The organism is Virgibacillus sp. LDC1 (genome assembly GCF_025792345.1).
In the GTDB taxonomy this organism is placed as follows: Bacteria; Bacillota; Bacilli; order Paenibacillales; family Paenibacillaceae; genus Paenibacillus_AQ; species Paenibacillus_AQ lautus.
In genome coordinates this window covers 1,409,520-1,424,968 of record NZ_JAOXLZ010000001.1, presented here as the reverse complement: position 1 = coordinate 1,424,968, position 15,449 = coordinate 1,409,520, and the positions used below count along the sequence as shown (strand labels likewise).

15 protein-coding genes are annotated in these 15,449 nt (G+C 47.0%); 2 read left to right on the top strand and 13 right to left on the bottom strand.

The window, feature by feature from the left end; translation table 11 throughout:
• Window position 1 precedes the first annotated feature (1 nt).
• Window positions 2-1,576, bottom strand: a complete 1,575-nt coding sequence (locus OHJ21_RS06535; protein ID WP_486019586.1) for a spore germination protein — start codon at window positions 1,574-1,576, stop codon at window positions 2-4.
• A 145-nt stretch (window positions 1,577-1,721) separates the two neighbouring features.
• Here OHJ21_RS06535 and OHJ21_RS06530 point away from each other — a divergent pair, with 145 nt between their 5' ends.
• A complete protein-coding gene (locus OHJ21_RS06530; protein WP_486019585.1) occupies window positions 1,722-3,110 on the top strand; it encodes an amino acid permease in 1,389 nt (462 codons plus the stop codon).
• Window positions 3,111-3,154: 44 nt separating this feature from the next.
• On the opposite strand, the gene asnA is transcribed toward OHJ21_RS06530, so the two are convergent.
• The 11 genes from asnA to OHJ21_RS06475 all read right to left on the bottom strand — a co-directional run bounded on the left by asnA (window position 3,155) and on the right by OHJ21_RS06475 (window position 12,741).
• Window positions 3,155-4,150 (bottom strand): aspartate--ammonia ligase, encoded by a 996-nt coding sequence (asnA, locus tag OHJ21_RS06525; RefSeq protein WP_486021002.1) that lies wholly within the window; start codon window positions 4,148-4,150, stop codon window positions 3,155-3,157.
• A gap of 152 nt (window positions 4,151-4,302) precedes the next feature.
• Window positions 4,303-4,938 carry a LysE family transporter gene (locus OHJ21_RS06520; protein ID WP_100536887.1) on the bottom strand — a complete coding sequence of 212 codons (636 nt, stop codon included), beginning with the start codon at window positions 4,936-4,938 and terminating at the stop codon, window positions 4,303-4,305.
• A 281-nt stretch (window positions 4,939-5,219) separates the two neighbouring features.
• The gene (locus OHJ21_RS06515; RefSeq protein ID WP_486019584.1) at window positions 5,220-5,516 is read right to left on the bottom strand and encodes a putative quinol monooxygenase; all 297 of its coding nucleotides are present in this window, start codon (window positions 5,514-5,516) and stop codon (window positions 5,220-5,222) included.
• Window positions 5,517-5,526: 10 nt separating this feature from the next.
• The gene (locus tag OHJ21_RS06510; protein WP_100536885.1) at window positions 5,527-6,165 is read right to left on the bottom strand and encodes a nitroreductase family protein; all 639 of its coding nucleotides are present in this window, start codon (window positions 6,163-6,165) and stop codon (window positions 5,527-5,529) included.
• 27 nt (window positions 6,166-6,192) lie between these two features.
• Window positions 6,193-6,594 (bottom strand): MarR family winged helix-turn-helix transcriptional regulator, encoded by a 402-nt coding sequence (locus OHJ21_RS06505; RefSeq protein WP_243390655.1) that lies wholly within the window; start codon window positions 6,592-6,594, stop codon window positions 6,193-6,195.
• Window positions 6,595-6,821: 227 nt separating this feature from the next.
• The gene (locus OHJ21_RS06500; protein ID WP_486019583.1) at window positions 6,822-6,983 is read right to left on the bottom strand and encodes a hypothetical protein; all 162 of its coding nucleotides are present in this window, start codon (window positions 6,981-6,983) and stop codon (window positions 6,822-6,824) included.
• Window positions 6,984-7,194: 211 nt separating this feature from the next.
• Window positions 7,195-8,559, bottom strand: coding sequence for a BNR repeat-containing protein (locus OHJ21_RS06495; protein ID WP_486019582.1), 1,365 nt, complete (start codon window positions 8,557-8,559; stop codon window positions 7,195-7,197).
• A 58-nt stretch (window positions 8,560-8,617) separates the two neighbouring features.
• Window positions 8,618-8,956: a DUF3502 domain-containing protein gene (locus OHJ21_RS06490; RefSeq protein WP_486019581.1), complete on the bottom strand. Its 339-nt coding sequence runs from the start codon at window positions 8,954-8,956 to the stop codon at window positions 8,618-8,620.
• Between the two features lie 617 nt (window positions 8,957-9,573).
• Complete coding sequence (locus tag OHJ21_RS06485; protein ID WP_486019580.1) at window positions 9,574-9,705, bottom strand: hypothetical protein; 132 nt, start codon at window positions 9,703-9,705, stop codon at window positions 9,574-9,576.
• Window positions 9,706-10,057: 352 nt separating this feature from the next.
• The gene (locus OHJ21_RS06480; RefSeq protein WP_486019579.1) at window positions 10,058-11,713 is read right to left on the bottom strand and encodes a DUF6138 family protein; all 1,656 of its coding nucleotides are present in this window, start codon (window positions 11,711-11,713) and stop codon (window positions 10,058-10,060) included.
• A 518-nt stretch (window positions 11,714-12,231) separates the two neighbouring features.
• On the bottom strand, window positions 12,232-12,741 hold the full coding sequence (locus OHJ21_RS06475; protein WP_100536878.1) for a PadR family transcriptional regulator: 510 nt from the start codon (window positions 12,739-12,741) through the stop codon (window positions 12,232-12,234).
• 197 nt (window positions 12,742-12,938) lie between these two features.
• Here OHJ21_RS06475 and OHJ21_RS06470 point away from each other — a divergent pair, with 197 nt between their 5' ends.
• Complete coding sequence (locus OHJ21_RS06470) at window positions 12,939-14,168, top strand: cytochrome P450 (RefSeq protein ID WP_100536877.1); 1,230 nt, start codon at window positions 12,939-12,941, stop codon at window positions 14,166-14,168.
• 118 nt (window positions 14,169-14,286) lie between these two features.
• Here OHJ21_RS06470 and OHJ21_RS06465 read toward each other — a convergent pair whose 3' ends face one another.
• Entirely contained in the window at window positions 14,287-15,438 is a 1,152-nt protein-coding gene (locus OHJ21_RS06465) for a glycoside hydrolase family 88 protein (RefSeq protein ID WP_100536876.1), read from the bottom strand.
• Between the last annotated feature and the right edge of the window lie 11 nt (window positions 15,439-15,449).

The window sequence follows — 15,449 nt, the reverse complement described above, 5'->3', positions numbered from 1 at the left end:
GTCACTTAATCCGATCCTCTGTTGTAGCCTTAAAACGTTGTTTCTCTTTCTGTCTAACAAGGTTTCGTTGACTGATCTCCTTAGGTCTGGTCTTAAGCAATGGCCATGGCAGACGGACAATCAGATCCTTCATTTCAGAGAAGCGGAACGGTGTAAAAGGCGATAGATACGGAACGCCGAACGAAGTCAGGGAAACCAAATGAACATAAATAGGCACGATGCCTGCCAATATACCGAACAATCCAAGCGTCCCTGCCAGCAGCATCAAGGCAAAACGAATTAAGCGAATAGCTGCAGCCATGCTAAAGGCTGGGATCGCGAAATTCGCAATAGCTGTAAAGGAAACTACGATCACCATCGCACCGGACACAAGTCCCGCCTGTACTGCAGCCTGTCCCAAAACGAGCGCCCCCACAATCGATATGGCCGGTCCGATGACCCTTGGCATCCGAACCCCCGCTTCGCGAATGATCTCAAACGTTAATTCCATCATGAAGGCTTCAATCAGCGCCGGAAGCGGAGTGCCTTCCCTTTGTGCTGCCAAACTAATCAGAAGTGGAGTCGGAATCATTTCCTGATTAAACGTCGAGAAGGCAATATACAGGGAGGGGAGCAGCAAGGATACCACAAATGAAACAAAACGAATGGCCCGCAAAAATGTGCTCAAATCATATCGTTGATAGTAGTCTTCACTGGAATGGAGGAACTTAAAAAAAGTAACAGGGGCTATCAGTACAAAAGGTGAACCATCAATCAAAATAGCAACTTGACCTTCCAGCAAGCTTCCAGCCACTGCATCAGGTCGTTCTGTGTTAATCATCGTTGGAAAAGGTGTCACTGAAGCGTCTTGAATAAATTCTTCGATATATCCGCTTTCCAGAATGCTATCCGTTTCAATGGAATGTAGCCGTGACATAATCTCCGATACCACATTCGGATCCGCAATACCATCAATATAAGCTGTCGTCACTTTGGTATTGGTATATTTGCCGATCACCATGGTTTGAACCCGTAAATCCGGCGTTCGAAGCCTTCTTCGGATGAGCGATAGATTGGTCGAAATATCTTCGGTAAACCCATCCTTAGGACCTCGGATCACCGTCTGGGAACTCGGCTCAACAATCGATCGCTTTTCCAGACCCGCGATCGAAGCTGAGTAAGCGACTTGCGAACCATCGATTAGAATAACGGCTTTACCTTCTAACACGGCAGGAATTAAGGCATTAACGGTTTGTAACTGACTGACTTGTCCTGCTGGCAATACTTTTTTCAGTAACGAATCCATACCTGTGGTTTCAGTGACATCCACTGTAGCGGTCAACCATGCATCCATGATGCTGTTAAGCTGATCCGGATCAACGAGTCCCTCTATATAGCACAGCGCAATTTCCGGTATACCGTCACGGCCCGGCACCTTTCTGACCATAAAATCAGAACTATTCCCCATTCTCTGACTCATGATTTGCATGGTGTCTTGAAGAGAAGGGGGTATCTGATGTGGTGAAGCTGTTGTTTTTTTTGTTCTGTTCTTTGGGCTGCTTCGTTTCAGCGCTTTTATCAGTAATCGACTTAACATTGTCAGTCACTCCCCATTGATCCTATAGCTATTATGGGGACTTACAATTTAATTATTCCAATAATGGTTAATCTGCTCAATGCATCACCCAGATACATACTCCGTACGACACATGAACATTTTAACCATAGAGGAGGCATGTGCTATGGATTCACCTGGGTGTGCAGAACCGAACGATTCCACATCGTCGGATCAAAAGAGCAATAAAGGCAGCTTAAAGTGGTGGCAGCTTTCACTGCTTGGCATCGGTTGTACGATTGGTACGGGGTATTTCCTAGGTTCCGGCATAGGTATTAAACTGACGGGACCTTCCATGGTTTTATCATTCCTTATCGCTGCCATAGGAACCTATATCGTCTTTCATTTTTTGGCCAAAATGACGACGGCGGATCCTCAAGAGGGATCCTTTTGTTATTATGCGGGAAAAGCGTTTGGGCGGTGGGCACGTTTCGGAAGCGCATGGAATTACTGGAGCACGAAAATTCTAATCATGGGCAGTCAGCTGACGGCTCTGTCCATCCTGACCAAGTTCTGGTTCCCTGATATTCCGCTATGGATATTTGCAGCCATCTATGCCGTATTATCGATTGCCGTCGTTCTGCTTGGTACAAAAGGCTTCGATAAGGTGGAAAATGTATTGGCCGTCATCAAAACCGCGGCGATTCTCATGTTCATCCTTCTTTCTACTGCTGCGCTTATGGGCTGGATTCGCGGGGGGAGCGATGGCAGACCGGGTTTTCCCGACTCGATTGGACAAGTGTTCCCCGGCGGATTTCCCGCATTCTGGTCCTCGCTCTTATATGCTTTCTATGCCTATGGGGGTGTCGAAACTATCGGTTTGATGTCCATGCAGCTCAAAAACAAGAAGGATGCTCCCAAGTCGGGAAAAGTCATGCTCATTGGACTGACCGTGATTTACATGATATCCATCGGGCTTGCTGTCTTCATTGTTTCCTACAAACTCTTGAGCGAGAAAGAAAGCCCATTCGTAACAGCTCTATCCAGCTATCCGCTGACTTTCTTTCCCCATGTATTCAATGGAGCGATCATTATGGCCGGATTCTCGACGATGAGCGCCTCCTTGTTTGCCGTGGTGAATTTGCTTGTGACGATGGCCAAGGACGGCGATGCACCGATTATCTTTACGAAGAAACTGGAAAAGTTCCGGAAGCTGCCACTCCCTTCTCTGGTGCTTGCTGCGGTCGGACTGTCCGCTTCAATCGTCACGGCACTCCTATTGCCCGGAAAAATATACGAATATATAACAACCGCGGCCGGCATCCTGCAGATGTATAATTGGTCGTTCATTATCATTTCGGCTTACAAAATTCTAAAAGTCAGAATGTGGGATATAATTCTGGGTGGAATCGGCATCATTCTCCTGCTGGGTGCCGTAACCGGAACCATCATGGAGAAGAGCATTCGGCCCGGTTTTTTCGTCAGTTTAATCTTGGCTGCGCTAGTGGCTATCGTGACGCTGATCATGGTTAAGATATGGAATAAGATGCAGACCAACACCATCAGCAATAAATAAAGAAAGGATATCTTCTTAGGAAGATACCCTTTCTTTATTGCTACTTATAGGAGCGGGATGTTCCCCTCTTCGCATTCTTTTAGTGTTTTCTCATTCCATACGGAAACCTGCACTTCGCCGATGTGGGCTTTTCTCAGAAGGAACATGCACAGCCTCGATTGTCCGATACCTCCCCCGATGGTTGGCGGCAGCACTCCTCTTACGATGGCTTGGTGAAAGTCAAGACGCAAACGTTCCATATTGCTGCTTGCTTGGAGTTGTTGACACAGCGATCGAGCATCAACCCGGATTCCCATGGATGATATTTCCACCGCGCAATTCAATACCGGATACCACAAAACAATATCGCCGTTTAAGGTCCAGTCATCATAATCCGGCGAGCGGCCGTCATGCACCTGGCCGGACTTCATCCTTCCGCCAATTTGCATAATAAATACGGCACCATGCATCCTGGCAATTTCATTCTCCCTTTCCTTCGGCGTTAAACCAGGAAAACGATCTTCCAGCTCCTGCGTCGTAATGAATAGAATTCGCTCCGGGAGGATCGGCTCCAGGCAGGGATGGAGTTCATAGAGGTGCTTTTCCGTGGACCTGATCACATCATATATCCTTACAACTTCGTGTTCTAAGGTGCCGAGGGTACGCATGTCGTCGCATATCACTTTTTCCCAATCCCATTGATCGACGTAGATCGAATGCAGATTATCCATGTTTTCATCCCGTCTGACCGCTTTCATATCGGTGTATAAACCTTCTCCGCTCTTAAAGCCGTATTGGGCAAGGGCCGACCGTTTCCACTTCGCAAGGGATTGCACAATTTCGACTCTGCCTTCCTTCATATCCATCACATCAAAAGATACGGTCCGTTCCGTACCGTTCAAATTGTCGTTAATGCCTGTGCCTTCCTTTACCATAACGGGTGAGGAGACTTCGATTAAGCGGAGTGCCTTCTCAAGCCCGGTCTTAAAATACGATTTGGTTTTTTGTATGGCGACGGCCGTTTCCAACCTGTTTAGCCTGGATTGGTAACGCTCAGGAATCACGATAGATCTCAGCAAGTAGACTTCTCCCCTTCACAACATATTGAAATGTAAACTTCTGCCTATTTGACTGAGAACAGTTTATGTTTACCTTCCAATACTGTCGCTTTGTCCAATGTATATTGAACATAATTGGGCAGATAACCACTCGGTTATCCTGTTACAGCAAGAATGCCCTGAATACCAAAGTACACGCCGAAACCGATCAGTGATATACCCGATATGACCGATATGACAGTCAGCATATTCTCATTCAGGAAGCGACGAAGTCCCGTCGTTAAACCGGCAACGCATAGATCCCATAGGGTCAAGCCCAAAAAGATCATGCTGCTATACAACAGCAAATGGCTCGTCCCGAACGTGGAGGCGGTCTTCGCCAGGATGGAGCCATAGATCCCCAGCCAAAACAAAATCGATAACGGACTCGTAATGGACATGAAAAATCCGAGCAAAAAACAGCTGAACAACGAATCCTTTTTTCTCGCTGCCGAACTGATTTTCAATTTATTCACTTTCATAATGCTTTCAACCCCGCTGTAAATCAGAACGAATCCGCCAAAGAGCCACAAAAAGATCTGAACGATCGGAATATTGAGAAATTGAACGAGACCTAAATAAATGAACAACATAAAAGCTGCATCTGCCAGCATGGATCCGGCTCCGACTACCCAGGCATGCCAAAAGCCGTTCTTGATGCCTTTATCAAGCCTGGCCGAGTTCACGGGCCCGATGGGAGCGGCCAAAGTTAATCCCAGAATAATGTAGCTGATCAATAAATTCACATTCAATCGCATTCACTCCCGCCCACAAATCCAAAGCTTGTACATTTTATGTGAAAAAAGCGGTTGGTTATGACTTCTAATTTCCCTCAACCCATAAAAAAAACCGCCTATGGCGGGTATTACCCCCAAGGGAATTCATATCGCCAATTCAGAAAAATTAAACAACCGTTCCCCGGTGAAATCCCGAGAAACGGTTGCTGCTTAAAGCTGTCTTTTTAGTTCAGTCTACTTTTTAACAGGGTATGACTACATGAATTGGCTTTTTAATACGATCAGTAGTCCGTTCATTATTTGTTGATCCGTTGGCCTGCATATGCTTGCACATTTAGCGGAGCTGTCAGGTATTTTGGAGCTTTGGCTACAAACCCCTGAAAATGGCTACTTGCATTGTGGAGCCCCAGAGCTTCCTGGTCTTTCCACTGTTCAACCATGAGATACGTATGATCCTGCTCCGTATCTTTGAGCAGCTTATAAGATTCGTTTCCTTGTTCTGCAAGGGAAGCCTCAATAAGTTCTGTTACGGATTCCAGAAATTCTGCCTCTAGTTCACTGTTTACTTTCATTTCTGCATGAATAATAATCATCGCTATGACCTCACTTCCACTCTGCAATGCGATCAATAGGAAGACGAGTCGTCAAACGCGCTTCTTTGGCAGCTTTACCTACAGAGATGAGCATTACCGGCACGTAACGTTCTTTCTCCATACCAAATGCTTCTGCAATTCGGGATTTGTCGTATCCACCAATTGGGTTGGTGTCATATCCACGGGCACGAGCAGCAAGCATAAGCTGCATGGAAACCAAGCCGCTATCGATCAGGATCATTTCACGGAAAGCCTGTGCCGGAATACGTCCGAACAGATCGGTATAGTTTGCCATCATCTGATCTTTAATCTCTTGTGGCAGATAACCGCGTTCCACAGCAGTACCCATAATTTCATCTGCATTGTCGAATGCGTTCATATCCCCAAATACAGCAATGACTGCGGAAGAAGTTGAAACTTGTGTTTTGTTGCCTGGTGCAAGCTCTTCAAGCGTTGCTTTTCCTTCTGGGCTATCAACGACAAGAAATCTCCAAGGCTGAAGATTAACGGATGACGGTGCCAAAGTCGCTTCTTCCAAAATTTCAGTCATTTCCTCACGGCTGATTTTGACCGATGGGTCGTATACCCGCACAGAGCGACGGGATGTAATAATTTCTTTATAATTATTGTTAAGGGAAGTTACAGTCATGATATTCTCTCCTTTAATCTCTATAAGTTAATTGGTCTTACCTGGTTCTTTCATCTGTTGAATCTGGCTGTTCAGCTTCTGGAGAGCTTGAACTAACACAAGTCGTTCGGATTCAGTGAGATCTGCCTGCAGCTTCTCCATAAATTGATCTTTCTCCGCCTTAAACGCTGCTACTTTACTTTTGCCCGCTTCGGTTAGTTGAACTAACGTTATCCGGTTGTCATTCTCACATCTGGTGCGCAGAAGTATGCCTTCCGCTTCCAACTGCTGAACATGACGGGTCACCGCAGCTGGATCAATAGACACTGCCTTCTGCAGATCCGACTGGCTAATTTCGCCACCCGTTAGTTTGCAGAGGAGTTCCAGCCGATTAGGACTAACTCCAGCACATCGTTCAAACCGAGTCGCAATATGCTTATTCAGATGCATTAGCAAGTACAGCAGGTCTTCTGTATGACATGTAGAAATGTTAGAGACCTCCTTCAATTCATTGATCCATCAATGTTTGATGGGTCAATGATATACCTTTGATTTCTGAAAATCAAGTCTTTGCATAAAAAAACCGAATGATTTCCGTGAATGGAAACGATCCGGTCTATTAATAAGGTGCGATTATGCCGCTATTCGATTTGCATGAACATTCATGCAAATTGCGTTTAATCAAACGTCACATTCCTTTGAAACTCGTTGCATTGAAAATGGCCCGCTTCGGCGTTCATGATAGGCTCACCGTTGATACGCAAATTCCGGAAATGAACGCCTGTCACCCTTCGATTCGCGTCGTATCCGGCAATCGCTCGCTCCCTTGTGTCGACCATACCGATCTGGTATTTCTCGCGTTAAGCCTCCTATCGCATGCACATGTCGCGATCCTTATGCGCTTGTCTGATTTAGCCATAATCTGCACTGCGTTCATCGGGAAGCAGCTTCTTTTAAACAAAAATCCCTACCTCTAATATAAAATCGACCGTTTCTCCTTAACGGGAAACGGTCGACTCCCAAAATGCTCTTCGGTATAGCCGCAAATACTTATGCCGAAGGATCGGTCCTCGCTTCGTCTTCACTCACAACGATATCACATAAGGTTCGCAGCCCTGTCGTATAACCTAATCGCCCTTGCGTATGATCCCAATAGTAGTAATCCCCGTGCATCCATATCAAATCATACGCTTCGCCCAGGGCTGCATTGCGAACGACAAAAGGTCGAACGTTGTTTTGGCTCGAGTTTTCGGTGACTTGATTTATTGTAGCGATCGTCCCGTCATCCGCGATGACGCAATGATGAATTTCGAAGACCTCACCGTGTTTACCCTGTACAGGGAATGACATATACACGGTGGAAGGGTCGTTATGATCCAATGTCATGCCTCCGGAATAGCAATGTTCTCTTTGATCATTTTGGTGGAACCAACGTCCGCCATCCGCTAAGGGAGTAATTCGCCACTCGGTGCCTGACCACTTGGCGTAACAATAGTGGTGGCGATTCTTCTCCTCATGGATCCTAACAAACAAAATCACCGGGTATCCCTCTTTATCCACGGCAATATCCCAGTTCCAGTTGCGTATGCCCGGCTGGCGATCCACCAAATGGGCCGGATCCGTTTCTTTGTTATCCAGCTTTAGAGGCCCACGGTTCAGATCTGCGAGCTGATGTCCATCAGCGCCGTGCAGCCTCAGGGTATTCACGTCCAAATACGAATAGTATAACGAATTCGGAATCATATTGTCCGGATGCGTATAGGTATACGTCATCATAATTTTGTCTTTTCCGTTCGTTTCGTACTTGGCATACGGCCTTTTTCCGGTTTCTTGTTCATGGCTCCTGGAATCCACGATCTGCTTCGGCTCCATGTCGCATGAGACGTCGCCATCTGGATCCGGCAGCGTGTACCTAGCGACAGTCGGGTGCCAATTCATGCCCCGCCACAGCAGATAGAAATAACCGGGCTGATCCGTCATCACGAAGGGAGAAGGATAGGTGGTATTCCCATATCCCGTGGTATCGATGATTTTTTCGGGCCCTAACGTCTCAAGATCGTCAGGACGGGTGGTTACGCGATAATAGAAATACGGGGTTGTCGAGTGCTCGGAATAAAAAATCATCACCCGGCCGTCAGGCAGTGCCAAAAACGTTGGATTGTTATGGTCATCCTGCTGAAAACCCGTTCGCACCTGTACCTGCTTGCGTTCTTGGGTTATATGATCATATTGAACCGCCTGGATGTTACCCGCAACATCGATATATCCGATATACGTCTTGACGCTGCCTGTCGCGGCATTGACATATCGCATCGCCCTCGGATCGGCAAACCAGCACCAGGCACCGTCATCGGTAAGGGTTGAAGGGATGCGTTCAATGCGTTCAGCATTAAGGTTACTATTGGAATTCGTCATCTGAGAGACCTCCTCGCTTCCTTGTCGGATCACTTGATTGTTTCATGATGATCCACTATCATTTCATCCCAGCCAATGCATCCAGCTGATTCTGCAGCTCCTCCATGAAGCTCGGAAATCCAGCTTCGTTCATCCGCCGCCTCGCAAGCGCCAAATCCGCTTCGATGTCTTCGGACATGCCGACGGACAGCGGTACGATGTAATGCGATCTGACTGCCTCCATGGCTGCAAGCTCCTCCGTTATCGCCCCCGTATCGAAACGGAATGCCGCCAGCGGGCTCTCACCATTCGCATCGGCCCGTTTCGCGCCTTCCGAATGCAAATGCTCGACGATGGCCTGCCATTCTCCCGGATATATTGAGACCACCGCCATCGATCCAGCTTTGTTTAACTCCATGGATTTGCCGATGTTAGAGGACCCTGGTTCCGCTATTTCTTTGTTTTACCTATTTCACAGTAATATGCGGACAAGAGATCCGCTATTGCAGGATTTAGCGTGGAATCATTCGCGATTATGGTGCAATAACGGATCCTGTGTCCGCAAGATCACCATAACGAGCTCATTTCGGCGAAATAGCGAACCCTCTGTCCTCATGTTTACAATATGGGGCAATTCAAGCACGAAGCGGAGCTTCTGCCTTCATGATCCCAATATGAGGCAAATTCCAGCACGAAGCGAACCCTCTGTTCTCATGTTTACAATATGAGGCAATTCAAGCACGAAGCGAATCCTCTGTCCTTATGTTTACAATATGAGGCAATTCAAGCACGAAGCGAATCCTCTGTCCTCATGTTTTCAATATGAGGCAAATTCCAGCATGAAGCGTATCCTCTGTCCTCATGTTTTCAATATGAGGAAATAATGCCACTCATCTCGGAATTGGTCTGCAATATTCGGGTATAATCAATAATCCGCTCAAATGACGATAGCTGTTCCCACACCTGCATAGCTTCGGCACTTTTGAGAAAACCTCGTTGATCTGCTCGTTAATCATGATCATCAACGAAATATCTTCAAGATGGGTGAACTTGGCCGACCGCAACGACTGCCTGAAGAATTTCTTGTATGCCCAGCCGCCTCCATTCGATCGCCTCAACGAGGCCCTCCCTTGTGTAAACGTCGTCGTCGGCAATCAGCACTTTCACCGAATGGCTCCCTCCCCTCCCCTGTATTCATAAGTTCCGCAGATTCGTAAAGACAACGCTTTCAACTTATCGGATGGCTCTATGCTTCCATGCCTTCTTGTCCGTATTTTATATCATCGCCTCTCTCTTTAGCTACTATATAAACGGCACCGATTCCATCTTTTTTGCCAAGACCAGTAGGATTAAGATAAAAAAAGCTGCCATTCAGCAGCTAATCTTTGACTTATTTAATGTAGGCAGCCTGTTGATATTAAAAAAATCGGCTGAAATGAAATGGATGACTTGCCGCTCTAAGCTGCCAGCCATACTCATGTCTATGTTTTTACAACGCATGCTACGCTAGTGGACACGATTACTTCCGACGAGCGGCCTCCGCCAACTCGGAGAGCCACTGTGCCCTCTCCCCTTCGGCTTTGGCGGCTATCTTCTTCAGCTTGTCGGTTCCGCCCCAGATCAAATATACGATATGCTCCACCCGGTAATACGGGAGGTCGCGAACTTGATCGAGCAGCAGCCTGACGTTTAGACCGTGTTCCATGTCCGATTGGACCTTCAGTTTCATCGAATCGGTGCAGTGCAGCATGCACTTTACCAAGGTTGGAACGGTTTCCACGCTAACACCATGCCGCTCAGTAAAAGATACCGTGAAGTGGTTTTGAACGGATTGATGTTCGTCATCGACTTTGCCCATGTATTCTTCGACCAACGGGAAATACGTTTGATCCTTCAATCCGAGGCCAAAGACAGCGTAACTTCCCGGCATGCAATTGTTTTCCCCTTCCGTATCCGCATACCATTCAAACGGCTCCATCGCTGCTTTGGCATACTCCTCCAAGTAAGGATACAAATCCGGGTATTCCACGGCGTTGGCGAAGAACCGATGCGTTCCCGACTTGGCCAATCCTTTGATCGGCAGCCACTGTTTGACCGAGGATTTCAGTTTGATTTGATAGCTTTTCGGGAATCCCAGGTTAAAGAGGCGTGTCAAAAACCGGAGCGCGCGAGCGTAACTCTCCCCTGTTTCCTGTTTAATGGCTATGGAGACCTCGGCAAACACATCGTTTGCCGTACATTCCACCATCTCATCACGCAAGGAGATGTCTTCCTTCACGAAAGTCCCGCTTCCTTCCTTGGCCAATCGTTTGGCCCGTACGCTCCCCAGTTCCTTGGCACAATCCAACATGGCCAATCCTGTGCTTCTGCTATAGGAGGGCTCGTATTTCAGAATTAGGATGGCGGCATAGATCAGCAGTTCGATTGGACCCTGCTCGGTATTTTCCAAATGAATGTCGATTTTTTTCTTGTATTCCAGTTGCCATTGCGTCCCGATATTATCGAAATAACGCGGAAGCCAACGCTGCTCGGCCCAATTCCGCAAAGCCGTGATTAGAAAAGAACGATGCTCTGCGAGATGTTGGTTCCCTTTGTTCAATTGCTGAACCCGCTCAAAAACGGCAATGATCCATGCGGGATCCGCGTCAGGAAACAGTCCCTCGTCCAGGATGTGCCTAGACAGGAAAAACGTCTCCAACGGTTTCGTCGGATAGGTTCCCGCTTCTAGCTTATTGGCAATATAGATTGAGATTCGTTCCTGTAATTGCTTCTTCTTTGTCTCATCTACGTATGTAAGAATACAAAGGTTCAGGTCGCCTTCCCGTACTCGAAACTTGCCGTTAAACGTAAACTGATAATCGATGAACGAGCTCGGAACCTCGTCCAATTTATCCTGCATATAAGAGGATAGCTCAGGAACAATGTGCTCTCGCACATGTTCTTCAGTCAACGGCTCACCAGGCATGCCCTTGTCTACCGGCATCGATAAGTCCAGCTCATGATCCGTCATGCTCACCCTGCCCTTGTCATATTCAAGCAGCGCATAGTCGTGAATCCCGATCTGCAGCGGAGTACGCTTCACGATTTTGTCCGCGTTTTTATCGCTGATATAGTCCATCCATTTGTCGATCTCCTGTTTCATTTCGTTCAAAAGTGTATCCAGTGTCTGATCCATGTTCCACTATACTCCTTTATATCATTCCGTATTGTCCCTCATCCACCCTTACACTTTCCATGATCATGACTTAAACCTCTATTCGCCGCCCCTTCATGGATTTGACCCCATACAAATCTTGGAATCTATTGCTTCATCTATGATACTATAAAACCGTCTCAATTAAAGATCATTTCTAAGAGCATACATGCGATTCTGGAATAAGGAGGTTGTTCATTGAGCGCAAAAACAATGGATCGAAAGATGGGATAAGGAACAAACCGCCGAAGTGAATCAGGCTTTGGCTGCCGTTACAGTCAAACAAAATAAGCATAAAAAAGAACGGAGTTTCCCTTCCTCTCCCTTTGGCGTGACAGATGCAGGGCAAGAGGATTTCAGCAGAGTCACCTTGAGTGAAATTATCCAGTAGTTGCATTAGATGCAAAAGCCGCCATTTCTCGGCTTCTTTACTATCGCTGAAACATCCTCGTGCTTGATGCTACGTTGATCCATGATCTGGTCGAAACCGTACTTACCCATCAGGTTAAGCTGATGACCAGCCTATCAATCCACGCCAATTCGCCTTGAACCTGGGAGATCGAATACCGCAGAACCTCGTCCCGGAACAACGCATCTCCGCCTTCATCCAGTCTTCTCTCGATATCTGACAGCAGTTCTACCAAGTCCTTCTTCCTCCTATGTAAAATCCGAATCCGGTCCTCCTTAGAAATACGATCGAACAGGGACACTCTTACCATGAATTCGATTTGATGTTTTGCATCTTTTTCGGTGAATTCGTTAATGAGGTTTGCGATTTTTTCCCTCCCTGCTTCTGTAATTTCATAAACATACTGATTCGGTCTGCCTTCCTGCTCATTTCGATGTTTCCGAACAAATCCCTCATCCGTAAATTTTCGCAATGTTGGGTATAACATGTTGTGATTGACGTCCATCAAATAACCGAGATCTTTCTGGATTTCTTTTTTTATTTCATACCCGTGTTTCGGGGATTTTTCGATTTGGATCAAAATAAGAAGTTCAAGATACATGATCGTTCAGGCCTTTCGTCAACAGATTTGGCAATATTGCTGAAATGCAGCACACCTCTAGCGTATATGTTCTACTAAAATCCGACAAGGAAGAATATAAACGGAACTTTGGACATGGGCCATTGGAAACTATGACCATTTACGATGTTATGTTAAATTAACATATGTTATATTAAACTAGCATTGGAGGGAATGTAATGAATCATGATATCATCTCCTTAGAGGAAATCACGCAATTCCATTCACCGACCGAAGAATTCAATCCTTATGATTGGTACAAGCACAAATTACAGCATGAGCCCATCGTTTATAACCAGGCGACCAATACATGGAACGTCTTCCGCTACGATGATGTAAAGAGGGTTCTAAAGGACCATGAATATTTCTCTAGTGCAAGAACCCGAACAACGATTAGCGTCGGCGCCGACAATGCTGAAGGCCAGAAGATGAGTAAAATCAACCTTCAATCCGATCCGCCGGAGCACCAAAAAAGCAGAGCATTGATTTCTGCAGCTTTTACCCCTCGCAGTTTAAAACTCTGGGAGCCGCGCATTCAAGAGATAGCGGAGCAGCTTCTGAACGAAATGGGAGACGCCGATGTCATTGATATCGTTCAAAATTACGCGAGTGCGCTGCCGACCATCGTCATAGCGGATCTGCTCGGCGTCCCTTCGGAAGACCGCTTGTTGTTTAAGGAATGGGTCAACCATTTATTCCTCCCCTTGCCTAAAAACCATTCGGAAGATGTACAGGAACTGAAACGTCAAGCAGCCAAGGAATATTACAATTATCTCTACCCTCATATCGTCCAAAAAAGAGCAAATCTATCTGACGATATCATCTCCGACCTCATTCAAGCCGAGGTGGATGGGGATCGATTATCGGATGACGAGATCGTCAGAACGACGATGTTCATACTCGGTGCGGGTATTGAAACGACGACCCATCTGCTTGCCAACACGTTCTATTCCTTCTTATATGACAACAACCAAATTTATGGAGAAATTCGAGCCGACCGCGAGCTTCTTCCTAATGCCGTAGAGGAAATGCTCCGATATCGGTTTAACATTGCCAAAATGGACCGGACCGTAAAACAGGATAACGATATACTCGGCGTGGATTTAAAGCAGGGCGATGTCGTCGTCGCATGGATGAGCGCTGCCAATATGGATGAAGAGGTATTCGAGGATCCCTTCACCTTGAATATCCACCGCGCCAATAATAAAAAGCATTTAACTTTTGGTAACGGTGCACACTTCTGCCTGGGAGCTCCGCTAGCACGACTTGAGGCAAACATTGCGATAAGCAGATTTATGGATTACTTCCCGCGTATTGAGCCCATTGCCGATTTTAAACTGGAGGATAACCTGAGTCCGTCTGCGGCAGGACAAATGTTGACGCAGCTTCCAATCCGTGTTCATCGGTAATGCTGACCTATGTCCATTCATGATGTACGATCAAAAAAAGCCCTGCACAGCAAGGGCTCATGGTATCAAGAGACCCTGTCTATTTCTAAAGGCACAGGGTCTCTCACTTTTTATGCACTCATTCTTTCACTTTGTTCCTCTTAGGTTCATACCAATAACCCGGACGCCCGTTGATTAAACGCATGAGCGCTTCAAGAAAGAAATAATCCCCCCATATAACAAAATCGTCCGGCGCGATCCCTCCCCTGACAAAATACGAACCATGCCGCAAAAAACCTTCTTCATCCGGATTACCGTCCGTAAAATAACCGTTAACCATCGAGACCATCGAACGCCGAACGGCATTTATGAAAAATTCTCTGCGGGGATCATCGCCTGGGAGCTGATCCGCGATTTCCAGCATCCCGCATGCCGCAATGGCAGAGGCAGAGCTGTCCCTCGGCGTTAGCGCCGATGCCGGGACGTCGAAATCCCAATAGGCGACCTGATCATCCGGAAGGTGGTCGATGTAGTAACACGCCATTCGAATGGCCGTGTCCAAATATTGCGGATCTTTGAAATAACGGCAGGCTAATGCAAATCCGTAAATTCCCCAGGCCTGACCCCGAGACCATGTGGAACCGTCCTGAAATCCTTGAAACGTTCCGCCTCGCACGGAATCGCCTGATTCCGGGTCAAAATAAAAAGTATGATAGGAAGAGCCGTCTCCGCGCACCAGGAATTTCAAGCTTTTGTCAGCGTGAATGCGTGCGACATCGGCATATGCAGCATTTCCAGTCTGTTCGGTGGCCCAGCATAACAAGGGCAGATTCATCAGGCAGTCGATGATGATCCTTCCGCCGTTTTGAGGATCATGTTCAGGACCCCATGCCTGGATAAGCTGAAGCGAGGGCCTCCATCGTCTCATGAGCGCATCTGCGGCTTGCAGTGCCGTGTTCTTGGCAGCCTCGTCTCGTTCCACGAACCATTCCGCCAAAGCGGATAATGAATACAAAAAGCCGATATCATGATGCTCCAGCTTTTGGTTTTGCGTTAATCTCTCTTGAAACGAACGCACGGATCGGATAGCTGCCTCACGAAAGCAGGGATCCTTGCCGTACTCGTAACTTAGCCACAGAATGCCAGGCCAAAATCCCTCCGTCCAATCCGTATGATTCACCAGCTGATACTTGCCGTCCCCGTTTCCGACATGCGGAAACCGATGTTCAAACCGGGCGATATTCGCTTTGGTTGTGTGTAAGGTTCGTTCGATGACAGCGTTCCAGTCCATAATGCCCTCCC